This window comes from Pseudomonas sp. MSSRFD41, assembly GCF_014230245.1.
In the GTDB taxonomy this organism is placed as follows: domain Bacteria; phylum Pseudomonadota; class Gammaproteobacteria; order Pseudomonadales; family Pseudomonadaceae; genus Aquipseudomonas; species Aquipseudomonas piscis.
Genome location: NZ_JACKZK010000027.1, coordinates 1 through 26,166, shown reverse-complemented (window position 1 = coordinate 26,166; position 26,166 = coordinate 1). Strand labels below are relative to the sequence as shown.

General features: G+C 66.2%; 28 protein-coding genes. 4 read left to right on the top strand and 24 right to left on the bottom strand.

Going from position 1 to position 26,166, the window contains the following annotated elements; translation table 11 throughout:
- Positions 1–70: 70 nt before the first annotated feature.
- From H7A76_RS27580 to H7A76_RS27560, 5 genes are all read right to left on the bottom strand, one after another.
- The gene (locus tag H7A76_RS27580; RefSeq protein ID WP_185701452.1) at positions 71–1,045 is read right to left on the bottom strand and encodes a biotin-dependent carboxyltransferase family protein; all 975 of its coding nucleotides are present in this window, start codon (positions 1,043–1,045) and stop codon (positions 71–73) included.
- A complete protein-coding gene (locus H7A76_RS27575) occupies positions 1,042–1,914 on the bottom strand; it encodes an allophanate hydrolase subunit 1 (protein ID WP_185701451.1) in 873 nt (290 codons plus the stop codon). The genes H7A76_RS27580 and H7A76_RS27575 overlap by 4 nt, the downstream gene beginning before the upstream one ends.
- On the bottom strand, positions 1,911–3,284 hold the full coding sequence (locus H7A76_RS27570) for an acetyl-CoA carboxylase biotin carboxylase subunit (protein ID WP_185701450.1): 1,374 nt from the start codon (positions 3,282–3,284) through the stop codon (positions 1,911–1,913). Before H7A76_RS27570 ends, H7A76_RS27575 begins: the two co-directional genes overlap by 4 nt.
- A 10-nt stretch (positions 3,285–3,294) precedes the next feature.
- On the bottom strand, positions 3,295–3,537 hold the full coding sequence (locus tag H7A76_RS27565) for an acetyl-CoA carboxylase (RefSeq protein ID WP_022640376.1): 243 nt from the start codon (positions 3,535–3,537) through the stop codon (positions 3,295–3,297).
- Positions 3,538–3,630: 93 nt separating this feature from the next.
- The gene (locus tag H7A76_RS27560) at positions 3,631–4,389 is read right to left on the bottom strand and encodes a 5-oxoprolinase subunit PxpA (RefSeq protein ID WP_185701449.1); all 759 of its coding nucleotides are present in this window, start codon (positions 4,387–4,389) and stop codon (positions 3,631–3,633) included.
- A gap of 119 nt (positions 4,390–4,508) precedes the next feature.
- On the opposite strand from H7A76_RS27560, the gene H7A76_RS27555 reads away from it, so the two are divergent.
- On the top strand, positions 4,509–5,426 hold the full coding sequence (locus H7A76_RS27555; protein ID WP_185701448.1) for a LysR family transcriptional regulator: 918 nt from the start codon (positions 4,509–4,511) through the stop codon (positions 5,424–5,426).
- A gap of 64 nt (positions 5,427–5,490) precedes the next feature.
- Here H7A76_RS27555 and H7A76_RS27550 read toward each other — a convergent pair whose 3' ends face one another.
- Genes H7A76_RS27550 through H7A76_RS27535 form a run of 4 tightly spaced genes read right to left on the bottom strand, consistent with a single transcriptional unit; the run spans position 5,491 to position 8,975 of the window.
- On the bottom strand, positions 5,491–6,072 hold the full coding sequence (locus H7A76_RS27550) for a membrane integrity-associated transporter subunit PqiC (RefSeq protein ID WP_022640379.1): 582 nt from the start codon (positions 6,070–6,072) through the stop codon (positions 5,491–5,493).
- Positions 6,069–7,760, bottom strand: a complete 1,692-nt coding sequence (locus tag H7A76_RS27545) for an intermembrane transport protein PqiB (RefSeq protein WP_185701447.1) — start codon at positions 7,758–7,760, stop codon at positions 6,069–6,071. The genes H7A76_RS27550 and H7A76_RS27545 overlap by 4 nt, the downstream gene beginning before the upstream one ends.
- A complete protein-coding gene (locus tag H7A76_RS27540) occupies positions 7,753–8,367 on the bottom strand; it encodes a paraquat-inducible protein A (protein WP_185701446.1) in 615 nt (204 codons plus the stop codon). The genes H7A76_RS27545 and H7A76_RS27540 overlap by 8 nt, the downstream gene beginning before the upstream one ends.
- Positions 8,367–8,975, bottom strand: coding sequence for a paraquat-inducible protein A (locus H7A76_RS27535; protein WP_185701445.1), 609 nt, complete (start codon positions 8,973–8,975; stop codon positions 8,367–8,369). The genes H7A76_RS27540 and H7A76_RS27535 overlap by 1 nt, the downstream gene beginning before the upstream one ends.
- A 152-nt stretch (positions 8,976–9,127) precedes the next feature.
- On the opposite strand from H7A76_RS27535, the gene H7A76_RS27530 reads away from it, so the two are divergent.
- Positions 9,128–9,775, top strand: a complete 648-nt coding sequence (locus H7A76_RS27530; protein WP_185701444.1) for a TetR/AcrR family transcriptional regulator — start codon at positions 9,128–9,130, stop codon at positions 9,773–9,775.
- Between the two features lie 10 nt (positions 9,776–9,785).
- Here H7A76_RS27530 and H7A76_RS27525 read toward each other — a convergent pair whose 3' ends face one another.
- Complete coding sequence (locus H7A76_RS27525) at positions 9,786–10,220, bottom strand: multidrug/biocide efflux PACE transporter (protein WP_185701443.1); 435 nt, start codon at positions 10,218–10,220, stop codon at positions 9,786–9,788.
- 88 nt (positions 10,221–10,308) lie between these two features.
- Between H7A76_RS27525 and H7A76_RS27520 the strand changes: the two genes are divergently transcribed.
- Positions 10,309–11,163, top strand: coding sequence for a LysR family transcriptional regulator (locus H7A76_RS27520; protein ID WP_185701442.1), 855 nt, complete (start codon positions 10,309–10,311; stop codon positions 11,161–11,163).
- 6 nt (positions 11,164–11,169) lie between these two features.
- On the opposite strand, the gene H7A76_RS27515 is transcribed toward H7A76_RS27520, so the two are convergent.
- The 14 genes from H7A76_RS27515 to H7A76_RS27455 all read right to left on the bottom strand — a co-directional run bounded on the left by H7A76_RS27515 (position 11,170) and on the right by H7A76_RS27455 (position 24,507).
- Positions 11,170–12,411 carry an RNA polymerase sigma factor gene (locus H7A76_RS27515; RefSeq protein ID WP_185701441.1) on the bottom strand — a complete coding sequence of 414 codons (1,242 nt, stop codon included), beginning with the start codon at positions 12,409–12,411 and terminating at the stop codon, positions 11,170–11,172.
- Positions 12,411–12,902 (bottom strand): SRPBCC family protein, encoded by a 492-nt coding sequence (locus tag H7A76_RS27510; RefSeq protein ID WP_185701440.1) that lies wholly within the window; start codon positions 12,900–12,902, stop codon positions 12,411–12,413. Before H7A76_RS27510 ends, H7A76_RS27515 begins: the two co-directional genes overlap by 1 nt.
- Before the next feature lie 26 nt (positions 12,903–12,928).
- A complete protein-coding gene (locus H7A76_RS27505; RefSeq protein ID WP_185701439.1) occupies positions 12,929–13,273 on the bottom strand; it encodes a YciI family protein in 345 nt (114 codons plus the stop codon).
- A gap of 67 nt (positions 13,274–13,340) precedes the next feature.
- Entirely contained in the window at positions 13,341–13,775 is a 435-nt protein-coding gene (locus tag H7A76_RS27500; RefSeq protein ID WP_185701438.1) for a YybH family protein, read from the bottom strand.
- 236 nt (positions 13,776–14,011) lie between these two features.
- A complete protein-coding gene (locus tag H7A76_RS27495) occupies positions 14,012–14,509 on the bottom strand; it encodes a GNAT family N-acetyltransferase (RefSeq protein ID WP_185701437.1) in 498 nt (165 codons plus the stop codon).
- A 337-nt stretch (positions 14,510–14,846) separates the two neighbouring features.
- Positions 14,847–15,542, bottom strand: coding sequence for a response regulator (locus H7A76_RS27490; protein ID WP_185701436.1), 696 nt, complete (start codon positions 15,540–15,542; stop codon positions 14,847–14,849).
- Positions 15,539–18,232, bottom strand: coding sequence for a sensor histidine kinase (locus tag H7A76_RS27485; RefSeq protein ID WP_185701435.1), 2,694 nt, complete (start codon positions 18,230–18,232; stop codon positions 15,539–15,541). Before H7A76_RS27485 ends, H7A76_RS27490 begins: the two co-directional genes overlap by 4 nt.
- A gap of 56 nt (positions 18,233–18,288) precedes the next feature.
- A complete protein-coding gene (gene kdpB, locus H7A76_RS27480; RefSeq protein ID WP_185701434.1) occupies positions 18,289–20,361 on the bottom strand; it encodes a potassium-transporting ATPase subunit KdpB in 2,073 nt (690 codons plus the stop codon).
- A gap of 6 nt (positions 20,362–20,367) precedes the next feature.
- A complete protein-coding gene (gene kdpC, locus H7A76_RS27475; RefSeq protein ID WP_185701433.1) occupies positions 20,368–21,051 on the bottom strand; it encodes a potassium-transporting ATPase subunit KdpC in 684 nt (227 codons plus the stop codon).
- Positions 21,052–21,060: 9 nt separating this feature from the next.
- Positions 21,061–22,767 (bottom strand): potassium-transporting ATPase subunit KdpA, encoded by a 1,707-nt coding sequence (gene kdpA, locus H7A76_RS27470; protein ID WP_185701432.1) that lies wholly within the window; start codon positions 22,765–22,767, stop codon positions 21,061–21,063.
- A 13-nt stretch (positions 22,768–22,780) separates the two neighbouring features.
- Entirely contained in the window at positions 22,781–22,903 is a 123-nt protein-coding gene (locus tag H7A76_RS32505) for a hypothetical protein (RefSeq protein ID WP_256224242.1), read from the bottom strand.
- 31 nt (positions 22,904–22,934) lie between these two features.
- Entirely contained in the window at positions 22,935–23,033 is a 99-nt protein-coding gene (kdpF, locus tag H7A76_RS27465; protein ID WP_022640401.1) for a K(+)-transporting ATPase subunit F, read from the bottom strand.
- 253 nt (positions 23,034–23,286) lie between these two features.
- The gene (locus H7A76_RS27460) at positions 23,287–23,775 is read right to left on the bottom strand and encodes a GyrI-like domain-containing protein (protein WP_185701431.1); all 489 of its coding nucleotides are present in this window, start codon (positions 23,773–23,775) and stop codon (positions 23,287–23,289) included.
- A 69-nt stretch (positions 23,776–23,844) separates the two neighbouring features.
- Positions 23,845–24,507, bottom strand: coding sequence for a LysE family translocator (locus H7A76_RS27455; protein ID WP_185701430.1), 663 nt, complete (start codon positions 24,505–24,507; stop codon positions 23,845–23,847).
- 280 nt (positions 24,508–24,787) lie between these two features.
- Between H7A76_RS27455 and alaC the strand changes: the two genes are divergently transcribed.
- Complete coding sequence (gene alaC, locus H7A76_RS27450; RefSeq protein WP_185701429.1) at positions 24,788–26,002, top strand: alanine transaminase; 1,215 nt, start codon at positions 24,788–24,790, stop codon at positions 26,000–26,002.
- Positions 26,003–26,166 lie beyond the last annotated feature (164 nt).

The window sequence follows — 26,166 nt, the reverse complement described above, 5'->3', positions numbered from 1 at the left end:
ACGGCTCGTGCCGAGCCGTGCGCAGCCTGCGGCAGCGGCTACACGATGCGTGAGCCGCCACGGACGGAGATCAGGACGCAAACAGCTTGCTCAGGCAGGCCAGTTTCTTCTTGTAGGAACGCCGGGCCTCCAGCGCCTCTTCCAGGGTCACCGGAATAAAGCGCGCCTTCTGGTTGGGCTGCATCTGCCCCACCAGGTCCAGGTCGGCGCTGATCACCGTGCCGATCATCGCGTAGCCACCACCGGACACCGCATCCCGATGCAGGACGATGGGCTCCAGCCCCGCCGGCACCTGGATCGAACCGATGGGATAACAACTGTCGACGATGTTCGACGGATCGGAGCCGGCACCGAACGGTTGCTCCCGGGGCTGGAAGCCCAGGGCACTGCCACCCTTGAAGCGATAGCCGATGCGATCCGCCTCCGAGCCCACGGTCCAGGGCTCGGCGAAGAAGCTCGCCTTGGCCCCCTCGTTCAGGCGTTCGTAATAGAGCCCCGGCACCACCCGCAGGCTGACCTCGCCCCCCAGGGACTGGCGCAGCGCCATGGGCAGGCTGGCCCCCGCTCGACTCTTGCCACTGGCGGCACCCACCGGCAACTCGTCGCCGGCCGCCAAGCGCCGCCCCTGGAAACCGCCCAGGGCGCCCAGGGCATAGGTGGAACGGCTGCCGAGCACCAGCGGCACGTCGATGCCACCGGCCACCGCCAGGTAGGCGCGGGCCCCGGCCTTGGGGAAGTCGAAACGCAGCACTTGCCCGGCCTTGACCGCGAACGCGGTATCCAGGTGCCGGTCCACGCCATCGAGCTTGGGCGTCATGTGTGCACCACAGACCGCCACCAGGGCATCGGCAGTGAACTCAAGCTCCGGCCCGAGCAAGGTGCACTCCAGGCCCGCGGCGCCAGCCGGGTTGCCCACCAGTTGGTTGGCGGCGCTCAGGGCGTACTGGTCCAGGGCCCCGGACGGCGGGATGCCCAGGTGATAGAAGCCCTCGCGGCCCAGGTCCTGTACCGACGTGGCCAGGCCCGGTTTGATGACCTTGATCATGCCAACACCTCCTGCAGCGACTTGGGATAACCGACCGGGTCGGCGAGAAAGGCATCCAGGGAGAACTCCACCTCACGGATGCGCAGGTCGAAGCGCCCGGCCTCCACCTCGGCCACCGCGTGGTCATAGGCCTCGCGGTCGATGGGCTTGAACTGCACGATGTCCCCCGGGCGGAAGAACACCATGTGCTGCTTGAGGTAGGCCAGTTGCTGCTGCGGGTCGTAGATCGGTGCCGGGGTCACGCCGAACATCTGGTAGCCACCGGCGCCGCGCACCGAGTAGATGCAGCCGAAGCAGCCGCCATGGCCCAGGGTCAGCTTCGGCGTGTCGGTGCGCGGCCGCAGGTACTTGGGCACCTGTAACTGGCGCTCGCGCTCGACCATCTGGAACATGAACGGCAGGCCGGCGACGAAACCCACCATGGAGACGAACCAGGGGGCGCCACTGTGGGCGGCGATAAAGGCGTCGACATCCGCCAGGCCATTGATCCGCGCCGCGTACTCCAGGTCGGTGGCGTCCGGGTCCTGGTGCCGGTCGCGAAAGCACATCAGGGTTTCATGGGTCCAGGGGTCGTTGTACAGCACCGGGATCTCGATGATCCGCGTGTGCAGGCTGCGCTCGGCCACGGCGCCGGCCTCGGCCTCGCGCACGGCCTCCAGCAGGGCCTGGGGCGCGATGCGATCCGGATCGAAACGAATCTGGAACGAGGCATTGGCCAGGCATACGTCCAGCACCCCATCCAGGGCCAGGCGCTCCACCGCGCGGGTGACCGCCATGCCCTTGAAGAAAGCCTCCAGGGACATGCTGTCGCTGACTTCGGCGAACAGGTGCTCGTCGGCACCAAAGCTGTAGCGAATCGGTTGGTTCATGCGACACCTCCGGCACGGCGCCCGGCCAGCCAGGTTTCCAGGGTTGCGGTATGGAAGTCCGCGCCCGCCAGCCAAGGCTCGGCCAGCAGCTCGCGATGCAGGGTCAAGGTACTGGCCATGCCAGTCAAGGTCGTTTGCTCCACGGCCGCCCGCGCCCGAGCCAGGGCCTGCTCGCGGTCGGCGCCATGGACGATCAGCTTGGCCAGCAGCGAGTCGTAGTAAGGCGGCACGGCATACCCCGGATACAGGTGGCTATCGACCCGCAGCCCCGGCCCTTGCGGCCAGGACAACTCCTGGACCTGGCCCGGGCTGGGGAAGAAGTCCCGCGCCGGGTCCTCGGCGTTCAGGCGCATCTGCAGGGCGGCGCCATTGAGGTGGATATCTTCCTGGCGCAGATCCAGCGGTTCGCCACCGGCGATGCGCAACATGGCCTGGACCAGGTCGACACCGGTGATCAGCTCGCTGATGGGATGTTCCACCTGGATGCGAGTGTTCATCTCGATGAAGAAGAACTCGCCGGTGCTGTCGTCATACAGGTACTCCAGGGTGCCGGCGCCCTGGTAGCCCAGGGCCTCGGTGAGGCGCACCGCACTGCTGCACAACCGCTCGCGCTGGGCGGCATCGAGCACCGGCGACGGCGCCTCCTCGAAGATCTTCTGCCGCCGCCGTTGCAACGAGCATTCACGTTCGAACAGGTGCACCGCACGCTTGCCGTCGCCCAGCACCTGGACCTCGATATGCCGGGCCCGGCCAATGAACCGCTCCAGGTACAGGGCGCCATTGCCGAACGCCGCCTGCGCCTCGCGCTGTGCCCGGGGAAACTCCTCGGCCAGTTGCGCCGCATCCTCGGCCAGGCGAATACCCCGCCCGCCGCCACCGGCCGATGCCTTGATCAGCAATGGAAAACCCACCGCCTGCGCCGCTTGCAACGCAGCTGGCAGGTCGAACAGTTCGCCGGGCGAACCGGGCACCACCGGCACCCCGGCGGCCTGGGCGGTACGCCGGGCCTCGGCCTTGTCGCCCATACGGCGGATGGTCCGCGCATCGGGGCCGACGAAGATCGCCCCGGCCTGGACCACCGCCTCGGCGAACTCGGCATTTTCCGAAAGAAAGCCATAGCCCGGGTGCACGGCATTGGCGCCGCTGGCCTTGAGGGCTGCCAGCAGGGCCTGGATGTTCAGGTAACTCTTGTCGGCCCGGGCCGGGCCGATGATCTGCACTTCGTCGGCCAGGCGCGCGGCCATGGAATCGGCGTCCGCCTCGCTGCAGGCAGCGACGGTGGGAATGCCCAGGGCCTTGGCCGCTCGAATGATGCGCACGGCGATCTCGCCACGGTTGGCGACCAGCAGCTTGCGAATGGATTCAGTCATGGGACGGCCCTCACTCGACCAGGGTCGCGACGACCTGGCCCGGTTCCACCGGGTCACCGTCCTCGACCAGGAAAGCGCCGACCTGGCCAGCGCTGCCGGCGGTGAGCTCGGAAAACTGCTTCATGACTTCGATCAGGCCGATCACGGTATCGGCGCTGACACTGTCGCCGACCTCGACGAAAGGCGCCGAGTCGGGCGTGGCCTTGCGGTAGAAAGTGCCCGGCAAGGGGGTGATGACGTTGTATTCGGCCATGTCTGTTTCTCTTGGAATAGTTGTCGAAAGGCAGGCAAAAAAAGCAAAACCGCTTGCAGTCGCATCGATGCGCGAGCTTTGGCGGGCAACGCCTCAGCGCGGTGCTCGCACCTGGATGCCGGCCAGGTCCAGCGCTGCGCGGGTGGCTTCCACCAGGTCCAGGGCACCCGGGGTGTCGCTGTGCAGGCAGATGGAATCGAACTCGATGGCCAGGTCCTCGCCCTCCACGGTGCGGACCAGCCCCTGCTGGCAAGCGCGCAGGACCTTGGCGGCCACCTCATGGGGATCCAGGACCCGCACCCGGCGGGTAAAGACGATGGAGCCGCTGAGGTCGTAATCGCGATCGGCGTAGAACTCGCGGATCACCGGTTGCCCCAGCTCCTGGGCGATCCGGCAGATCACCGAGCCGGGCATGCAATACAGCAGCAGTTCGGGCTCGAGTGTCTGCAGGTTCTGCACCAGCAGCCGCGCCGCCTCCTCGTCCCGGGCCAGGTGCATGTACAGCGCGCCATGGGGCTTGATGTGCTGCAACTTAAGGCCCTGGACCCGGGCCAGCTCACGCAGGGCGCCCAGTTGGTAGAGCATGTCGTCCACCAGCTCCTGGGCCGGGGCGTTGATGTGGCGCCGGCCGAACCCCACCAGGTCGCGAAAGCCCGGGTGGGCCCCGATGGCCACGCCCCGCAGCCGGGCCTGCTCGATGGTACGGCGCATGGTGCCGGGGTCGCCGGCATGAAAGCCGGTGGCGATGTTGGCCGAGCTGATGAAGCCCATCAGCTCGTGGTCGACGCCATCGCCGATGGTCCACGGGCCAAAGCTCTCGCCCATGTCCGAATTGAAATCCACTGCCTGCATCACTGTTGCTCCAACGTTCGTGACTTCGTGCGCTGGACGTTAGAGCGGCCTTGACCCCTTGGGAAGATCTATTATCAGATAGAGCTTGTTCTGAAAATCAGATACATGGACGGATAGAAATGTCGTTGACCCTGCGCCAGGTGCGTTACTTCGTGGCCACTGCCGAGATCGGCCAGATCTCCCAGGCGGCGATCCACCTGAACATTTCCCAATCGGCGGTGACCACGGCAATCAAGGAACTGGAAGCGCTGCTCGCCGTGCAGCTGTTCGTGCGTTCGGCCCAGGGCATGAGCCTGACCGATGCCGGCCGGCACTTCCTCAACCGCGCCTACGTGATCCTGCGCAGCGTCGACGACGCGCTCAACAGCCCGCTACCCGACTACCGTGCCAGCGGCACCCTGCACCTGGCCGCCAGCTACACGGTGATCGGCTACTTCCTGCCGCACCATCTGCAGCGCCTGGGGCACTGGCACCCGGACGTCACCATCGAACTGCATGAGCAGGAACGCCAGGCCATCGAACAGGGGTTGCTGGCCGGGCGCTTCGACATGGCGGTGGTGCTCACCGCCAACCTGACCCACCCGGACATCGTCTCCGAGACGCTGTTCAACTCCGAGCGCCGGCTGTGGCTACCGGCCCATCACCGGCTGTGCGAACGGACCAGCGTCAGCCTGGCGGACGTGGCCCAGGAGCCGTTCATCCTGCTCACCGTCGACGAAGCGGAACAGAGCGCCATGCGTTATTGGGAACAGGCCGGCCAACAGCCCAGGGTGCGGGTGCGCACCAGCTCGGTAGAGGCGGTGCGCAGCATGGTGGCCAACGGCAGCGGCGTGGCGATCCTCTCGGACCTGGTGCACCGGCCCTGGTCGCTGGAGGGCAAGCGCATCGAAACCCTGAGCCTGAGCGATGCGGTCACGCCCATGAGCGTCGGCCTGGCCTGGCGTCGCGACCGCGCCTTCACCCCGGCGATGCAAGCACTGCGGGACTACTTTCGCGATGCGTTCCTCGCCCCCCAGCAACTCTCCGCCCGGCGCTGAAGCCACCCAGGCGACCTTCAGCGATCAAACGTCGATACGAAGCGGCTTGGGTCGCTGCATTGGATCAGGGGCAGGACCAGCGCTGGGCGGCGCCGGCGATTTGCCCGGCCAACTGGGCGATGGCCTGCTGGTGGGCCTGCACCAGGCTGCCGAGCTCGACGCCCGCCGGCTGGCGGATCTGGCTGCTGCAGGTCAGGCTGCGGGCCGGGGTGCCTTCACTACGCTGGCGCAGGCTCCAGACCACATCGATCAAGGCATAGCGCCCGGGCAGGGACTCGAAGCGCCGCACATCGGTCTGCAACGACAGCACCGGGCGCCCGGGCTGCTTCGGCAGGCCTTCGAGGTTGCGGGTCCCCAGCTTCGCCTCCATCTGGCTGGCCAGCGCGTCGTGGAACTCATCCACCAAGGGCGCGCTCCAGCGCTGGGTCTCGAGGATCGCCAGGGTGCCGCTGTCCTGGCGCACCACCAACTGCGGCTGGTCCACCTGGACCGGGATGCGCACCGTGGACATCTCGAACTGCAATCCCGAGTTCCTGGCCGTGGCGCCTTCGGTCACCGGCGGCATCAGGGTGTAGTAATGGGTGGGCGCGGAGCTGCACGCGGCAAGTCCCAGGGTCAGGCTCAACAACAGGGCACGGGTTTTCATGGCTGGGCTTCCGGTACGGATTCGCGAACGGAGGAGGATGGCGACTGGTAGGCATCCGGTTGATTGTCCTTGAGGCGTCCGCGAATCAGCGCCTCAGGATGACGACCGAGGAAATCGGTGAGCACCCGCACCGAACGGGCCGTGCGCTGCACCTCCTCCATGGCCTGGCCAAGTCTCTGGCGCTGTGGCGAGTCCTCGGAGAAGCTCTCGTTGGCGCTGGCCAGGGTCTTCTTCGATTGCTCCAGGGTTTCGCGCATCTGCGGCAGGACCTGGCCGTTGACCTGCTTGAGGGTCTTGTTCATTTCCGCCAGGCTGGAATCCAGGTTGGCGGCGATGGAATCGATCGGCAGCTTGCTGATCTTGTCCATGGTCGCTTGCAGTTGTTCCTGCAGCTTGTCCAGGCTGCCCGGTACGGTAGGAATCTCCAGTGGCCGGGCGCTGGGGTTGTAGGCCACGGGCTTGGCGTTGGGCACGAAGTCCAGGGAGATGAACAGCTGCCCGGTCAACAGGTTGCCGCTGCGCGCCTGGGCCCGCAGGCCATTCTTGACGAAGGCGCCGATCAGTTGCGCGGAGCGGGCGTCGTCTTCGCCGCCGGTCTGCTTCAGCAGTTTTTCATGGGCCTTGCCCAGGCGCTCGGGGTAGATCACCGCCCCCACCAGGGTCGGGAAGTACTTGCGCTCCTGGTCGTAGTCCAGGTCCATGGACACCACCTTGCCGATGTTCACCCCGAGGAACTCCACCGGGGCGTTGATGGCCAGGCCACGCAGCGCCTGGTCGAAGCGCATGCGAATGTAGTACGGGGCACCGTCTGGGGGCGCCAGGGCGGTGTCCTGGTCGCCGAACAGGTTGTATTCGGCGTTCTCCTCGGCCGGCTTGGCATTGGGGCTGTACTTGGGTTCGACGAAGGCGATGCCACCGGCGAGGATCGACGACACCGACTCGGTGTTGACCTTCAGCCCGTTGGCGCCAAGGGTCACGTCCACCCCGCTGGCATTCCAGAAACGGCTGTCGGTGGTCACGTACTTGTCGTTGGGCGCGTTGACGAAGATCTTCACGTCCACGCCCTTGCCGCTGTTGGCCAACTGGTAGGACACCACCTGGCCGACCTGGATGCGCCGGTAGTAGACCGGCGAACCGATATCCAGGGAACCCAGGTCGTCGGTATGCAGGGTGAAGCGCTTGCCCTTCTGGCCGTAGGTGATGGGCGGCGGAGTCTCCAGGCCCTTGAAGCTGTCCTTGCGCTTGTCCGAGCGGCCGGCGTCGGCGCCGATGAAGGCTCCGGACAGCAGGGTGTCGATACCGGAAACGCCGCTGGCGCCGATGCGCGGGCGCACCACCCAGAACATCGAGTCCTCGGCGGTGAAGGGCTCGGCGGACTGGTCCAGCTCGACCTTGGCCACCACCTTGCGCCGGTCATCGCTCAAGGCGATGGAGGTCACCTTGCCGATCACCACGTTCTTGTACTTGACCTGGGTCTTGTTGGCCTCCAGGCCCTCGGCGGTCTGGAAGCTGATGCTGATCTCCGGCCCGGCCGACATCGACTTGTGGACCACCATCGACAACCCCACCAGGGCCGCGACGATGGGCACCAGCCATACCAGCGAGATATTGAAGCGTCGCGTGCGCAGCGCCGGGGCGCCCGGGGCTGACGGGGAACTTGCTGCGTTGGAACCTGGATGATCAGACATCTTCAACCTCTACATCCCAGATGAGCCGGGGATCGAAACTCATGGCGGCGAACATCGTCAGCACCACCACCAAACCGAAAAACAGGATACCCATGCGCGGGTCGATGGAGCTCAAGGCACGAAACTGCACCAGGGCCGCCACCAGGGCCACCACCAGCACATCGAGCATCGACCAGTAGCCGATCACCTCGACGAAGCGATACAACCTGGCCCGCTCGCGCTGGGCCCAGCGCGAGCGGCGCTGGCAGGTCACCAGGAGGATGCCGAGGACGAAGAACTTGATGCCCGGCACCACCACGCTGGCGATGAAGATCAGCAGGGCGATGTCCCAGGAACCGGCCTTCCAGAACTCCACCACGCCACTCATGATGGTGTTCTCGCTGGCATTGCCGAAGATGTTGGTGTGCATCACCGGCAACAGGTTGGCCGGGATATAGAAGATCAGGCTGGCCAGGAGCAAGGCCCAGGTGCGCGACAGGCTGTTGGTCTTGCGCGCATGCACCACCGAATCGCAGCGCGGGCAATAGTGCTCGGACTGCTGGCAGACCTGGCCGCAGGTGTGGCACAGCTTGAGCTGATGGTCCCGGGCATAGGGCGGCGCGCTCATCAGTAGCGGCCCTCCAGGTCATCCCACAGGTAGCGGATATCCTTGCCGGAAATCAGGATGATCAGCACCGTCAGCATCGCCAGGGCCCACAGCCCCAGCCCGGGATGCACGTCGAGCATGCCCGCCAGCTTGACGATGGCCACCAGGATTCCCAGCAGGCAGACCTCGAGCATGCTCCAGGGCCGCAGGTGCTCCAGGGCGCGCATGCTGGCCTTGAACCCTGGCGCGGCGCGGCCGAAGTTGGCAAAACCCAGCACCCAGCACAAGAGGACGATCTGCAGGCCCGGGGCGAGGATGATGGTCAGGCCGGTGACCGCGGCGATCAGGCTGATCCGGCCCTGGGCCAGGGCCTCCACCGATTGCCAGAGCGTCGCTTCGTTGCTCAGGCCTTCGAGGCTGATCTTGATCACCGGGAAGCAATTGGCGAAGACGAACAGCAACCCGGCGGTGATCGACAAGGCGAACAACTGCTGCACGTTCAGGTGCCGGGCGCGGGCCAGCAGTGCACCGCAGCGCGAACACTGCGCCGCCTGACCTTTACCGAGCGGCACGGACTCGTACAGGGAGTCGCAGTGTTCGCAGATGATCCAGTTGCGAGAATTAGTCATGTTTTTCAGAAAGCCGGAAGGATGGCGAGTACAGAGGAGGGCTCCCGCCGCCGGGTATTTTCAGCAAAAGTAGAAGGTCGTGTCTAGTTTTTCCAAGGACTGGACACAACCTTCTACGCCATAATAGGCGCCCCCGAAAAACTTCGCCGACCATGACCGACACAGCGCCCTCCTCCTCCAAGCTCCAGCGCACGCCCAAGCAGACCCGTGGCCACCAGCGGGTCACGGCCATTCTCCAGGCCTGCGCGCGCCTGCTGATCCAGCTGGGGGTAGCGAACCTGACCATGCACGGCATCGCCCGCGAGGCCGGCACCTCCATCGGCTCGCTCTACCACTTCTTCAGCGACAAGCAGCAGGTGCTGGAGGCCCTGGGCCAGGGCCATATCGCTGCCATGAGCGCGATCGCCGAACCCTTGCATGGCGTCGATGAGAGTCACTGGCGAGGCTTGAGTTCCCGACAGGTGATAGAACAGACCACCCTGCCGCTCCTGCAGTACATCGAGCAGCACCCCGACCTGTTGCAGATGCTCACTCCGGGCTATGCCCTGGGCCAATTGCAGGCCCCGGACCTGCACATACAAATGCAAAAGCTCTATGACCGGGTGCTGACCGTGCACCTGCCACTGGCCAGCGCCCGGCAGCGGGAAACCCATGTACAGGCATTGCTCGGACTGCCCCTGGGCCTGTTCCAGCGCGCCCAGGAACATCAGGAACTCAAGCGCGAGTTGTTGCTGGAGGAAGTGCCCCGGGCCCTGGAGGCCTACCTGGCGGTCATCGAGGGGCTGTACCGCCAGGCCTGAAACCGGGTTTTTAGTGAACCAGGCGCGTTTGCAGCCACTTGTCCCGCAGTACGTCGTAGGCCCAGTGGTAGAGGTAGGTATAGGGCAGGAAGAACAGCAGCACGCCGATGTCGAGGATCAGCGCCTGCAACAGGCTGATCCCCAGCCACCAGGCGATCAATGGCACCGCGACCGCCACCAGTCCGCCCTCGAACAACAGCGCATGCGCCACCCGCGTCCAGCCTCCATGAGCGATCCGCAGGCGCTTGAGCGCCCGATCGAACAGACTGTTGAACAGCACGTTCCAGGCCAGCGCCAGCAGTCCGATACCCAGGGTGACCACGCCCATGTCGACCATGGGCCGATCCATGATCCAGGACAGCAGCGGAGTACAGATCAGCAACGCCAGCAATTCGAAGGCGACGGCCTGGGCAATGCGTTCGGTGAGGGATTTATGAAGGCTCATGGCCTGCTCCTGAAGTGAAGACGCTGGCGATCTTCCAGGATGCGATCGATACTTCCTAATCAATAACCATCGACCAAGGCGATACTTCATGGCATCCAACGAAGTACTGCTGGCATTCGTCCAGGCCGCGACCCAGGGTTCGTTCTCCGCCGCCGCGCGCAAGCTCGGCAAGAGCCAGTCGACCATCAGCGCCGCGGTGGCCAGCCTGGAGATCGACCTCGATGTGCAACTGTTCGACCGCTCCAGCCGCAAGCCCGGCCTGACCCCGGCCGGGCAGGTGCTGCTGCGTCGCGCCGAGGAGATCCTCGCCGCCACCAGCCGCCTGGAACTGGCCGCCAGCCAGTTGTCCCAAGGCATCGAGGCGAGGCTCACCGTGGCCCTGTCCGATACTTACCAGTCCGACCGGTTCGAGCGCTGCCTGAACGCCTTCGAGCAACGCTATCCGGAGCTGGAACTGGAGTGCCTGATCGCCGAGTGCGATGACCTGGTCGACCTGGTGCAAAGCGGCCGCGCGCAACTGGCCTTCGCCGACAAGCAACCCGATTACCCGGCCGACCTGGAGCACCAGACCATGGCCGAGCGCGGCGAAATCTCACTGTTCGTGTCGAAGCAGCATCCTCTGGCCAGGCTCGAGCAGGTGGATCAGCAGGCCCTGGGCCAGCACCGCGAACTGCGCCTGGCCACGGTGCTCAACCCCTATGACAGCCGCCCCCAGGGCCGGGTCTGGTCGGCCCCCAGTTACCTGATGCTGATGGAAATGGCCCAGGGCGGTTTTGGCTGGGCGCCGCTGCCGCGCTGGCTGGTGGACAACTTCGGCGCCGGCAGGCTGCAGGAGCTCAAGGTCCGCGGCTGGCCACGCCCGGTGCTGGTGGATGCGCTCTGGTCGCGCCTGCACCCTCCGGGACCGGCCGGCAGCTGGTTCCTGCAACGAATGCTCGGCTGATCTTGGCTACAACTCACCCAGGCGGCGTTCGAGAAAACGCCGCTCCGGCGCCTGCCGCACCAGTTCCAGGGCCCGCCGGTAGGACGCGCGCGCCGCCTCGATCTGCCCCAGTTGACGACAGAAATCGGCACGGGCGGCATGGGCCAGGTGATAGTCCTCCAGGTCGCCGCGCCGCAGGATCCGTTCGACCTGGGCCAGGCCGGCCGCCGGGCCGTCGCGCTGGGCCAAGGCCACCGCACGGTTGAGTTCGATCACCGGCGAGGGCTGCAACCGCAGCAGCACATCGTACAAACCGACGATCTGCGGCCAGTCGGTCTGGCTGGCCATGGGCGCCTCGGCATGCACCGCGGCAATCGCCGCCTGCAGGCAGTAAGGCCCGCCCCCACCGCTGCGCAAGCCCTGCTCCACCAGCGCGCAGCCTTCGTCCATCAGCTCACGCGACCACAAGCGCCGGTCCTGTTCTTCCAACAGGATCAACTCGCCATCGGCGCCAAGGCGCGCCGCCCGCCGCGATTCGTGCAACAACATCAGGGCCAGCAGGCCCATCACCTCGGCCTGCGGCAGCAGCTCCAGCAACAGGCGCCCCAGGCGAATCGCCTCGCGAGTCAGGTCGGCGCAGGTCAGCTCGGCCCCCAGGGACGCCGAGTAGCCTTCGTTGAACACCAGGTAGATCACCCGCAGGACACTGTCCAGGCGCTCGGGCAACTCGTTCAGTGCCGGTACCTGGTAGGGAATCGCCGCATCGCGGATCTTCGCCTTGGCGCGCACGATGCGCTGGGCGATGGTGGCCGGGGTCGCCAGGAAGGCGCGGGCGATCTGCTCGGTGCTCAGGTCGCAGATTTCCCGCAAGGTCAACGGCACCTGGGCATCCGCCGCCAAGGCCGGGTGGCAGCAGGTGAAGATCAGCCGCAGGCGGTCGTCTTGCACGTCTTCACCGCTCCAGTCCTCCTGCTCCAGTTGCTCCAGCTGGCTGGCCAGGGCGGCCTGGGAAGCGGCGAAACGTGCCCGCCGGCGCAGGCCATCGATGGCCTTGAAGCGCCCGACGGACACCAGCCACGCCCGGGGGTTGGCCGGAATGCCGTCGTCCTGCCAGCGCTCCACCGCCACGAAGAAAGCCTCATGCAAGGCTTCCTCGGCCAGGTCGAAATCCCCCAGCAGGCGGATCAGGGTAGCGAGGATGCGCCGCGACTGCTCGCGATAGACCTGCTCCACCAGCGCCGTCACCGCCGCTCCGGCCTGGCCCGGCATCAGTCGGGCATGCCCTGGGTGACCAGGGTCACCAGGCGCTCCAGGCTCTGTCCCCAGCCCTCATGGAAGCCCATGGCTTCATGGGCCTGGCGATCGGCCTCGCTCCAGTGCATGGCGCGAGCGGTGTAGAGGGTCTGGTCGCCCCGCTCCTCGAAGGTCACCTCGGCGGTCATGAACGCCTTGCCCGAGGGAATCCAGCCCGGCAGGAACGCATCGGTGAACACCAGCCGCGACGGTGCGTCGATCTCCAGGAACACCCCCATGGTCGGATACTCGCTGCCATCGGGAGCGCGCATCAGGGTCCGAAACTGACCGCCGACCCACAGGTCCATCTCGCATTCGGGAGTGGTCATGCCGTGGGGCCCCCACCATTGCGCCAGCAACGCCGGTTCGGTCCAGGCACGGAACAGCTTGCTGCGCGGGGCATCGATCAAGCGGCTGATCGACAGTTCATGTTCGGCGGGCACGCGGCCCGCAGTCTGCAAAGTCATCGCGACGCTCCTCTGGCTGGTTGCCATCAGGGATTGAGTTCACGTACCGGGCGCACTTCCACGCTGCCGACCCGGGCCGCCGGAATCTGCCCGGCGACCTGGATCGCTTCGTTGAGATCCCGGGCCTCCACCAGGTAGAACCCGGCCAACTGCTCCTTGGTTTCGGCGAACGGGCCATCGGTAATCGACAGCTTGCCACCGCGCATGCGCACCGTGGTGGCGGTCTGCACCGATTGCAGGGCCTCGGCGGCGAGCATCCGCCCGCTGTCGCGCACCGCCTCGGCATAGGCCAGGCATTCGGCATCCTGCGGGCTATCGGGCAGGCTGTGCAGCAGTCGTTCGTCGCTGTACACCAGGCATAGGTATTTCATGGGCACCTCCATGATCGGGCTGATCAACTATGGTCGCTGTTCGTGGCTTTGGCGAACCCGCCGACGCTCAGGGCTCGAGGTCGAACAAGGTGGTGCCGGTCTGCATATCGAAGGGCGCCGACCAATGCTCGTGCACCACCTGCCACTGGCCGCCCAGGCACTGGTAGGCCGCGCTGACCCGCATCCAGCAGGCCTTGCTCACACCGTCGGCATCGGTGCCGCCACAATGGGCCAGCCAGTGGGCGAACGCCAGTTTGTCGCTGGCCCGCACCTGCAATTGATGGAACTCGAAGATCCCGGGGCCGGGGCACATCTGCATGCAAGCCTGCCAGTGCGCACGGTAGGCCTCCTTGCCTTTGAATTGCAGGGCGCCGACCGCATCGAAGGAGACGATGTCATCGGCGTAGAAGCTGACGATCTGCTCGATATCCCTGGCCATTACCGCCTGCCGCCAATGGTCGATCAGGCTGCGTACGCGGGCTTCACTGGATGGATTGGACATGGCGAAATTCCTCGGAAGGTGAATGGGTATCACCGAGCTAACTGCTCGATTCATCCCTAGTCGCCTGGGCTTTCGCACAATCGACAATGCAGGTGAAAAAAAACCGCGACATAGCGTAATGCCGATCAGTCAAGGAAATGGCAGGAGCGAGCCGGGTCCGCGATGGACGCCAGAACGTTGCGTTTATCCAGTCAATACGCGCTACCGTTGACGAGCATCGCGAGCAAGCTTCGCTCCTACAGAGCCCGCACCATCTCATGCCAGGCCATGCCGCCGTGGTCCGAAGCCGATGCCTTGAGGTAGACGAAACCGAAGCGCTCGTAGAGCGGCACATGGCGCTCCTTGCACATCAGGTGGATACGCGCCTTGCCAGCGCCAGCCATGCGCGCGATGAACGCCTCCAGCAACTGCCGGGACAGGCCCAGGCCCTGGAAGTCCGGATGCACCACCACCGACATGATCACCACCTCGGGGCCCGCCGGGTCGTGTCCGACCAGTTCCTTGAAGGCCTCGTCGGCCATCTGCACCTGGTAAGTGGCGCCGGAGTTGATGAAACCGGCCACCACACCCTCGACCTCGGCGACGATGAAACCCTCGGGCCAGGTGGCGATACGCGTGGCGATCTTGTCCCGGGTCGCGGCTTCGTCGCCTTCGTAGGCCAGGGTCTCGATGGCGAAGCAGCGGTCCAGGTCGGCAGGCAGGACGGTGCGGATCAAGGGGGTCGGAGCGGTCATGGGACATCAGCCTGAAGTCAGTTGAGGGGGGCCGATTCTAGCAAGGACCCGGCGTTGTGTATGACCGGCATAGCGTTCGCTGGCCGCCCCGTAAAGCTTTCATATAAGCCCTGGCCAGGCTCGCGCCGAGGGACTATCTATCAGCTCCCCGACGCTTCGCGAACGGCCCCGGGTCGCCTCGCCGCGTCTTGCCAAGGACCTAGACCATGAGCTCTGCCCAGATCGGTTTTTTCATCTTGCTCGCCATTGCCATCTTCGGCGGTATCACCTTCTACCTCGACTTCTTGCATGAACGCCGTCGCGACAAGCGCGGATCAGACGCTAGCCATGCCCGGGCTCAGAGCCCCACCAGGCGATAACCCACCTGCAACTCGGTGAGCAGATGCTGGGGCTGGGCCGGATCGGCCTCCAGCTTCTGCCGCAGATGGGCCATGTGCACCCGCAGGTAATGGGCCCGGTCCACATAGTCCAGGCCCCAGACCTCCAGCAGCAGCTGGCGATGGGTGAGGACCCGGCTCTGGCCACGGATCAAGGCGCAGAGCAAGCGGTACTCGATCGGCGTCAGGTGCACCGGCTGCCCTTCGCGGCGCACTTCATGGGTCGCCAGGTCCACCTCGATGGCGCCGAAGTTCACCTTGCTGGTGGCCGCGGCCGCCCCGCTCTGGCCATGGCGGCGCAGCTGCGCGCGAATCCGCGCCAGCAACTCCGGTACGCCGAACGGCTTGACCAGGTAGTCGTCGGCCCCGGCGTCCAGGGCGGCGACCTTCTCCGCCTCCCGATCCCGCGCCGAAAGCACCAGGATCGGCACCGCCAGCCAGCCCCGCAGCTCGCTGATCAGTTGCTTGCCATCGCCATCGGGCAGGCCCAGGTCGACGATCACCAGGTCCGGCTGGCGGCTGGCCGCATGGATCAGCGCGCGCTTGACACTGTCGGCCTCGAACACCTGGAAACCTTCGTCCTCCAGGGCGATGCCGATGAATCGGCGGATATTGGCTTCGTCCTCGACGATCAGGATGCGTGGGCTGCTGTTCATAGGGTTTCCATCGAAGGCGGGTGCCCCGCCGGCAAGGTGATGACAAAACTCAGCCCGGCGTCGGCGTGAGGCTGGGCCTCGATCCGTCCGCCATGGGCCTCGACGATACGCTTGGCCAGGGCCAGGCCCAGGCCGATCCCGGCCACGGCCGATTCCTGCTGGCCACGGCTGAAGGCTTCGAACAGGCTGGCCGGGGAACTGCCCTTGGGGCAACCGGGGCCGCTGTCGCTGACCTGCAGGACGATCTGCTGGTCGACCTGGCGCGCGCTGACCTGCACCAGGGTCCCGGCCGGGGTGTACTTGGCGGCGTTGTCCAGCAGGTTGACCAGCACCCGCTCCAGCAACAGCGCGTCCACCTCCACCAGCGGCAGCTGCGGCGCCATGGCGACCCGCACCTGATGCCCGGCCAGGGGCTCGCGCAACTGGCGCAGGGCACTGCCGACGATCTCTTCCAGGGAGTTCCACTGGCGGTTCAGGCGCACCCCACGCTCCTGCATGCGGGCCATGTCCAGCAGGTTCTCGATCAGCCGCTGCATGGAGCCGGCCTGGTCATGGATACCCCGCAGCAACTGCGCCAGGACGCCGTCGGGGGCATGGGGCAAGGCGGCATCGGCGGCGCCGATGATGGTGGTCAGGGGGGTGCGCAAGTCATGGGAGATCGCCGCCAGCAGGGTGTTGCGCATGCGCTCGCCCTCCATCTGCACCACGGTGCTCTGGGCCACCTCGACGTAATGCACTCGTTCCAGGGCGATCGCCAGCTGGCTCATGCAGGCTTGCAACAAGCGTTGTTCTTCCGGCTCACGCAGGCGCTCGGGGTCCGCCAGTTCCAGCACCAGCACGCCACGCACGCGCATCGGCGCCTTGAGCGGCAGGTAGCGCCCGCGGGCCGCCGCCAGGGTAGCGGTGCCGCTACCGGCCGGCTGGCCATGATCGTAGGCCCACTGGGCAATGCTTTCGTCCAGTTCCAGGCCATTGGCGCTCAAGGCCCGCATGCGATCGCCGGCATCCGGCAGCGCCAGCCCGACCCGGGCCGCGAACACCCCGCTAAAGGTGCGCAGGGCCACGGCGCAGATCTGCTCCTCGGTGAGCGCCGCCGACAGCTCCCGGGCCAACCCGGCCAGGGAGGTGGCCCGGCGCTCGCCCTCGGCGGCGGTACGCGCCTGGTGGCGCAGGCGCGCGGTGAGCTGGCCGGTGATCAGGGCGATGCCGAGCATCAGGGCGAAGGTGAAGAAGTATTGGGTGTCGTTGACCGTGAACGACCACACCGGCTGGACGAAGAAGAAGTCGAAGCACAACACCGCCAGCATCGCCGCCCAGACCCCGGGCCCGCGCCCCAGGCGCAGGGCCACCAGGACCACGGTAAGCAGGAACAGCATCACCACGTTGGCCGGGTCGAAGACCTTCAACAACAGCGCCGCCACTGCCGTGGCGGCAAAGCACGCCAGGCTGGCCCACAGGTAGGCCGGTGCACGACTGGGCGCCAGGCCGGCCTCGGGCTTGGGCACCACGCTGCGCTGGCGGTCCGCTGGCCCGTTGGCAATCACGATCTGGTCGATTTCCGGATGCTGGCGACTGATGCGATCGCTCACCGACTGGTGCCAGACCTGCCACACCCGGCGCGGGTAATGGCCCAGCACCAGGCGATTGGCGTTGTGCTCGCGGGCACAGGCCACCAGGGCCTCGGCCACGTCCATGCCGGGCAGGGTCGCGGTCTCGGCACCGAACTCGGCGGCCAGCGCCAGGGTCTTCATGGCAGCCGCATACCGACTGGCGCCGATGCCCCGGCGCTGGGCCGGCGCCACGTGCACCACCATCCAGTCGGCCTCGAGTTTCTGCGCCAGGCGCGCCGCCTCGCGCACCAGGCGCTCGTCCGCCGGGTCCCCGGCGATCCCTACCAGCAACCGCTCCCGGGCTGGCCACAGGGCGTTGATCGAGCGCTCGCGGCGGTAGTCGCGCATCTGCGCGTCGACCCGGTCGGCGGTGCGCCGCAGCGTCAGTTCGCGCAGGGCCAGCAGGTTGCCCTTGCGAAAGAAATTGCGCGAGGCCCGTTCGGCCTGGGGCGCCAGGTACACCTTGCCGTCCTTGAGCCGGCGCAGCAGATCGTCCGGCGGCAGGTCGATCACCAGCACTTCGTGGGCTTCGTCGAACAGATGGTCGGGCACCGTCTCGCGCACGCGGATGCCGATGATCCCGCTGACGATGTCGTTGAGGCTTTCCAGGTGCTGGACATTGAGGGTGGTCCAGACGTCGATGCCGGCCCGCAGCAGTTCTTCGACGTCTTGCCAGCGCTTGGGATGCCGGGAACCCTGGACATTGCTGTGAGCCAGCTCGTCCACCAGCAGTACCGCCGGCTGGCGGGCCAGGGCAGCGTCCAGGTCGAATTCGGACAAGGCATGTTCACGGTGCATCAACTGGTGCCGGGGCAGCACCTCGATGCCTTGCAGCAGCTCGGCGGTGTCGCGCCGGCCATGGGTCTCGACGATCCCGGCCACCACGTCGCGGCCCTGGGCCAGTTCCTGGCGCGCCGCGGTGAGCATGGCGCAAGTCTTGCCGACCCCGGCATTGGAGCCGAAGTAGATCCGCAGCTTGCCGCACCGGGCGGCCTGCTCGTCCTGCTGCAGTTTTTCCAGCAACGCATCGGGATCGGGGCGCCCGTCGCGGGGGGTGCTACCAGTGTCGAGAACAGCCATGTGCATCCTTGAATGAACAAGGCGGCGCTCCGTAGAGCGCCGCCTTGCAAGTCCTGTCAGACCAGGCCGAGCCCGGCCAGTAGCATGTCGATCAGCTTGATCCCGGCAAAGGGTACCAGCACCCCGCCCAGGCCGTAGATCAGCAGGTTGCGGTTGAGCAACGCCGCCGCCCCGATGGAGCGGTACTTCACGCCCTTGAGTGCCAGGGGGATGAGGAACACGATGATCAGGGCATTGAAGATCACCGCGCTCAAGATCGCCGAGTTCGGGCTGTTCAAGTGCATCACGTTCAACGCGGCCAACTGCGGGTAAGTGGCGACGAACGCGGCCGGTACGATAGCAAAATACTTGGCCACATCGTTGGCCACGCTGAAGGTGGTCAGCGCGCCACGGGTCATGAGCATCTGCTTGCCCACCTCCACCACCTCGATCAGCTTGGTCGGGTTGCTGTCCAGATCGACCATGTTGCCGGCTTCCTTCGCCGCCTGGGTGCCGCTGTTCATCGCCACGGCGACATCGGCCTGGGCCAGGGCCGGGGCGTCGTTGGTGCCGTCGCCGGTCATGGCCACCAGCTTGCCCTTGGCCTGGTAGTCGCGGATCAGTTGCAGCTTGTCCTCGGGCCGGGCCTCGGCGAGAAAATCGTCGACCCCGGCCTCCACGGCAATGGCGGCGGCGGTCAGGCGGTTGTCGCCGGTGATCATCACGGTCTTGATGCCCATGCGCCGCAGCTCGGCGAAGCGTTCCTTGATCCCGCCCTTGACCACGTCCTTGAGCTCCACCACGCCCAGGGCCTGGGCTCCGTCGCTGACCACCAGCGGCGTGCTGCCACGGCGCGAGACTTCATCGACCTTGGCTTGCAGGGCCGGCGCAAAGCTGCCGCCCAGGGCCTCGATGTGGCGGCGGATGGCATCGGCGGCACCCTTGCGGATGCAGCGGCCCTGGGGCAGGTCGACGCCGCTCATGCGGGTCTGGGCGGTAAAGGGCACGGCACTCGCGCCCAGGGCCGCCAGGTCGCGTCCCCCGATGTCGAACTGTTGCCGGGCCAGGACCACGATGCTCCGCCCTTCGGGGGTTTCATCGGCCAGGGACGCCAGTTGCGCGGCGTCCGCCAGTTCGCTGTCGCGGATCCCCGGGGCCGGCAGGAAGGCGCTGGCCTGGCGATTGCCCAGGGTGATGGTGCCGGTCTTGTCCAGCAGCAGCACGTCCACGTCACCCGCCGCTTCCACCGCGCGGCCGGAGGTGGCGATGACGTTGGCCGACATCATCCGGCTCATGCCCGCCACGCCGATGGCCGACAGCAGGCCGCCAATGGTGGTGGGAATCAGGCAGACCAGCAGCGCCACCAGCACCGTGGCGCTGACCACGCTGCCGGTGCCGCTCATGGCCACGGCGAACAGCGAGTACGGGCTCAGGGTGACGATCACCAACAGGAACAGCAGGGTCAGGCCCACCAGGAGGATGGTCAGGGCCACCTCGTTGGGGGTCTTCTGCCGCCGCGCCGATTCCACCATGGAGATCATGCGGTCCAGGAAGGATTCGCCGGGGTTGACGCTGATGCGCACCACCAACCAGTCGGACAGCACCTTGGTGCCGCCGGTGACCGAGGAGAAGTCGCCGCCGGCCTCGCGGATCACCGGCGCCGATTCACCGGTGATGGCGCTCTCGTCCACCGTGGCCACGCCTTCGATGACCTCGCCGTCCAGGGGCACCAGGTCGCCGGCCTCGATCAGCACCACCATGTCCTTGCGCAATTCGCTGGCGGCCATGGGCAGCCAGGCCGCGCCGTGCCGTGGCTGTTGCAGCAACTTGGCCAGGGTCTGGCGCTTCATGCCCTTGAGGCTCGCCGCCTGGGCCCGGCTGCGGCCCTCGGCCAGGGCCTCGGCGAAGTTGGCGAACAACACGGTGAACCACAACCACAGGGCGATGCTCAGGATGAAGCCGCTGGGGGCCTCGCCCTGCCCGCCCAGGGACTGCAGCCACAGCAAGGTGGTGAGCAGGCTGCCCAGGTAGACCACGAACATCACCGGGTTCTTCCACTGCGCCTGGGGCAGCAACTTCTTCACGGCATCCTGGCACGCCGTGAGCAGCAACCCACGGTCGAACAAAGCAATACGAGCGTTCTTACTCATGGTCTCTTACTCACTGGCCGCGAGGGGCGAGGCAGGCATGGGCGCCAGGGCGTCCAGCGCGAGGTTCAGTTGCAGCACATTGACCCGGGGCTCGCCCAGCAGGCCGAAGGTGCGGCCTTCGCTGTGTGCTTGCAGCAGGGCTTGCAGCTCGCCCGGCGGCAGGTGCCGCGCGCGCGCCACCCGCTCCAGCTGCAGCCGGGCGTTGGCCAGGGAAATGTGCGGGTCCAGGCCGGACGCCGAAGCCGTCACCGCGTCCACCGGCACCAGGCTGTCGGCGCCCAGGCCATTGAGCTGGCGGTAGAGGCGGGCCCGCTCGGCGACGCTGTCCAGCAGCTTCTGGCTGGTGGGGCCCAGGTTGCTGGCACCACTGGCCCCGGCGTTGTAGGGCTGCGGCACGCTCTTGCCCGGGTCCAGCGGGTCGCTGCCCAGGGTCATGCTCGGCCGGCCCTGGAAATACTCCGGCCGCTGGAAGGCCTGGCCGATCAGGCTGGAGCCCACCACCATGCCGTTGCGCTGCAGCAGGCTGCCCTGGGCCTGGAACGGGAACACCAGGTTGGCCAGCAGCGTGGTCGCCAGCGGATAGGCCAGGCCGGTCAGCGCCAGGCACAGCAACGCCGCCACCAGCACCGGGCGCAGCAGGCCCTTGAACAGCACCACAGTGGTGCCCTGGGTTTGCATTTGCGTAGTCATCACAACCCCTTACTTGTAAGTCTGGCCGGCCAGCAACTGCAGTTGCTCCACCAGCGGGCCGAGCGCGAGCGCCGGCAGGAAGGTCAGGCCACCGACCACCAGCACCACGAACACCACCAGGAACATGAACAACGGGGTCGCGGTGGGAATGGTGCCGGCGCCGGCCGGGATGTTCTTTTTCGCCGCCAGGGAGCCGGCCACGGCCAGCATCGGCAGCATGGTGAAGAAGCGCCCCATGAGCATCGCCAGGCCGATGGTGGTGTTGAAGAACGGCGTGTTGGCATTCAGCCCGGCGAACGCCGAACCGTTGTTCGCGGTGCCCGAGGCGTAGGCGTAGAGCACCTCGCTGAAACCATGGGGCCCCAGGTTGTTGAGGCTGTTGAGGGTGTCTGGCCAGAGCGCCGCCAGGGCGGTGAACCCGAGGATGCAGATGGGGTGCGCCAGCACCGAGAGCATCACCAGCTTGATCTCCCGGGCCTCGATCTTCTTGCCGAGGAACTCCGGGCTGCGGCCGATCATCATGCCCACCAGGAATACCGTCAGCAGGGCGTACTGGATCAGGTTGATGAAGCCCACGCCGTCGCCACCGAACACGCAGTTGAGCATCATCTGCGCCAGGGGCACGAAACCGCCCATGGGGGTCAGCGAGTCATGCATGGCGTTCACCGAGCCGGTAGTAGCACCGGTGGTGGTGGTGACGAACAGCGCAGTGTCGGCGATGCCGAAGCGCAGCTCCTTGCCTTCCATGTTGCCGCCGCTCTGGGTCGCCGACAGTTGCTGGTCGGCGCCGGCCAGGGTCAGCAGCGGGTTGCCGCTCTGTTCGGCTGTGAACACGATGGCCAAAAAGCCCGCGAACATCACCAGGAAGGTGCCGAAGAACACCCAGCCTTGGCGCCGGCGCAGCAGCATGCTGCCGAAGGTGTAGGTCAGCGCCGAGGGAATCAGCAGCATGCTGAGGATATGCAGGACGTTGGTCAGCGGCGTCGGGTTCTCGAACGGGTGCGCGGCGTTCATGCTGAAGAAACCGCCGCCGTTGGTGCCGATGTGCTTGATCGACTCGAAGCTGGCCACGGCGCCGACGATCAACTGCTGGCGGCCGCCTTCCAGGGTGGTGGCCAGGGCCTCGGAATCCAGGGTCTGGGGCATGCCCTGCCAGACGTAGACCAGGGCCATCAGCAGGCACAGGGGCAGCATCACCCGGTACAGCACGCGGATGAAATCCACCCAGTAGTTGCCGATGTCCGCCGAGCTGGAGCGGCTCAAGCCGCGGATGAAGCCGGCGGCGGCCACCACTCCGGCGGTGGCGCCGACGAACATCAGGAAGGTGATGGCCGCCATCTGGCTGAAGTTCGACAGGCTGCTCTCGCCGGAGTACGCCTGCCAGTTGGTATTGGTGATGAACGAGGCGGCGGTGTTGAACGCCAGGTCCGGACTCTGCGCCGCCAGCCCCAGCGGGTTCAGGGGCGTCAGCCCTTGCAGGCGCAGCACCAGGTAGCCCAGCAGCATCATCGCCGCGTTGGACAGCAGCAAGGCCGAACCGTAGCGGGCCCAGCCCATGGCCTCGCCAGGATCGATCCCCAGCAGGCGGTAAGTGGCGCGCTCCGGCAAGGCATGGCCACGGCCACTGAAGACCCGGGCCAGCCACTTGCCCATGAGCACGGCGAGCCCGGTCATCAGACCGAGGATCACCGCGTATTCCAGCACAGTACTCAACATGTCGATGCTCCGCTCAAATCTTGCCCATGGCGACGATGCCCAGGGCCGTCAGTACAAAGAACCCCAGGGACAGGCCCACGAAGATCAGGTCGTACATGGCTGGTTTCCTTTCTCGAAAGCGCCCGGCCGGGCGCATGCCAATGCATGGCGAATGCTGGGAACGTGCATCAGAACTTCTCGGCGCGGATCAGCGCGTACCCCAGGTAGGCAAACAGCAGCACAGCGCAAAAGCCGCTGGCGCCGTAGATCAATGGCAGTGTCAGCAAGACAGTTCCCCTCGATGGCGTGTGGGACAGCGCCCGGCCTCATCAGCGGCTCGCGGCGCTACCGTTGGCGGTGCCCGGTCATGGGCGCCGGCAGGGAGGCGGGAACAGCTGGTCGACCGCCCTCTTCTGCGCCACGCAGGTTAGGCGAGGGCGTATCAAGGTCAGGCACTGATTGCGGGGGGCGGTATCAAGACCGCATAAAGATTGCCGCCCCGTGCAGGCGAGGCAGGGGCGCCGACGCGCCCCCGAGAGTTCAGGCGGTCTTCAGGGGCAGCCAGATTTCCAGGCTGCCATGCCCGGTATTGGGGTTGAAATCGGCGCTATAGCGTTCGAAACAGGGGGCATCGGCGGCTTGCTGGCCCGATTGCGGTAGCCAGGTCTGCCAGATGTAGTCGAAGGTGCAGGGCAACTGCTGCAATGATCCGTGGTGCTCGAACACTGCGTACTGCTGGGGTTGCAACTCGATCCAGCGATAGTGCTCGGGCAAGTCGTCGAGCTTGCTGATCTCGACCCCGGCGATGTACTCGAAGCCGCCCTGTGCATCAGGGTTGCAGCACACGCCGTAGGTGACGTCATCCACCTGCCCCGGCACCTTGCCGATATGGGGAATGAAACGCTGCCACAGCTGGCCGATCACTTGAGTATCGGCGGGGGTGAAGTGCTGGCTGAAACCGGCGACCAGCAGGAAATGCCATCTTTCGAAGCGCGGTTGCGGGCCGCTGCCCTGGTTTTGCTCATCCATGAATGCCACTCCTGCCACTGAAAAAAAGGGTTCGCAGGCAAGTATAGAAGCCTGTGGCCAAGGCCTGGATCAGAGCGCCGGAAGGTCGAGAGGGCGGGCATCGACGATGAACTCCTGGTAACCGGATAGGATCACGTAAACCGCGAAATAGCAGAAGATCGCCGCAGATGCCAGGTAGGAATAGCGCAACAGCTTGTCGCCCAGCAATTTGCCACCCTGGGTCGCCGCCAGGCACAGGCCCATTGTCCAGGCCAGCCCGGCGCAGAAGAAACCGGCCAGGAACAGCGCCGAATCAGCGGTGCTGCCACCCCCGGAGCGAGCGATAAAAGTGCCTCCCACGGCGGCGAACCAGAGGATCGCGCTGGGCGAGGACATGGCCAGGAAGATCCCCCGCAGGAACTCCTTGCGCGGCGAGCCCCGCTCCACCTCGCCACGGGTGTCGAGCAGCGCGTCGTGATGGATCGCGGCGTAGATCATCTTCGCCGCGAAGTACACCAGCAGCGCCGAACCGCCAAGCCACAGCACCCAGCGCACCGTCTCGTACTGCAGCAAGACGGTCATTCCGGCCAGGGCCAGCAGCGCATAGGCCAGGTCACCGACACAGGTACCCAGGCCCAGGCAAAAGCCCTGGAAGTAACCACGCTGCATGGCCAGGGTGATCATCGCGATATTGGCCACGCCGATATCCAGGCACAACGAAAGGCTGAGCAAGAAGCCGCTGGTGAATTCCATCATCCATCCCATGTACTGCTGTTGTTCGAAGGCTCGCCGGGGAGCTCGTGCCCGGGAAAACCGGCCTGGCCCGCCCCTTTCCCGGCCAGGGGCCAGCAAGAAGCGTGCACGTTATAGCGGCAAAGCCTGCGCCCTCGCAAATGCCCGCCAGCCCGAAAAAATAGTTTTCCGCGCCTCTGGACAAGCCGCCGCCAGCGCCCTTATCGTCTGCCCCGCAGGCCACCGCAGTGGCCAACGTCGCTCGGACGGTTCCGGGCGCTTACGTCTTCTCGAGGCAACCATGGCCGAACAAGTTTCGCCGCGCCGCTTTGCGCGTATCGATCGACTCCCCCCCTACGTTTTCAATATCACTGCCGAGCTGAAGATGGCTGCGCGTCGGCGCGGCGAAGACATCATCGACTTGAGCATGGGTAACCCCGACGGCGCGACTCCGCCGCATATCGTCGAGAAGCTGGTGCAGGTCGCCCAGCGCGAAGACACCCATGGCTATTCCACCTCCAAGGGCATCCCACGGCTGCGCCGGGCGATTTCCCGCTGGTACCAGGAGCGCTACCAGGTCGACATCGACCCGGAAAGCGAAGCCATCGTCACCATCGGCTCCAAGGAAGGCCTGGCGCACCTGATGCTCGCCACCCTGGACCACGGCGACACGGTGCTGGTGCCCAACCCCAGCTATCCGATCCATATCTACGGCGCGGTGATCGCCGGCGCCCAGGTGCGCTCGGTGCCGCTGGTGCCCGGCGTGGACTTCTTCGCCGAGCTGGAACAGGCCATCCGCGGCTCGATCCCCAAGCCGAAGATGATGATCCTCGGCTTCCCGTCCAACCCCACCTCGCAGTGCGTGGAGCTGGACTTCTTCGAGCGGGTGATCGCCCTGGCCAAGCAGTACGACGTGCTGGTGATCCACGACCTGGCCTACGCCGATATCGTCTACGACGGCTGGAAGGCCCCGTCGATCATGCAGGTACCAGGAGCCAAGGACATCGCGGTGGAGTTCTTCACCCTGTCCAAGAGCTACAACATGGCCGGCTGGCGCATCGGCTTCATGGTCGGCAACCCGGAGCTGGTCAGTGCCCTGGCGCGGATCAAGAGCTACCACGACTACGGCACCTTCACCCCGCTGCAGGTGGCCGCCATCGCCGCCCTGGAAGGCGACCAGCAGTGCGTGCGCGATATCGCCGAGCAGTACCGGCAGCGGCGCAACGTGCTGGTCAAGGGCCTGCATGAACTGGGCTGGATGGTGGAGAACCCCAAGGCCTCGATGTACGTCTGGGCCAAGATCCCCGAAGCCTATGCCCACCTGGGCTCGCTGGAGTTCGCCAAGAAGCTGCTGGCCGAGGCCAAGGTCTGCGTCTCGCCGGGCGTAGGGTTCGGCGAGTACGGTGACGATCACGTGCGCTTTGCCCTGATCGAGAACCAGGACCGTATCCGCCAGGCCGTGCGTGGCATCCGCGGCATGTTCCGCGCCGACGGCCTGGTGCACAAAGGCGCGTGATCCGGCCGCAGTGGCGCGGCTTCCGTAGGAGCGAAGCTTGCTCGCGATGAACACGCGGTGAGCCAGCCGGACCGCGGCGTCTCTATCGCGGGCAATCGAGCGTCGACCGGCCGCTCCCACAATCGAACAAGCACAAAAAAACCGCAGCGCTGCGGTTTTTTTGT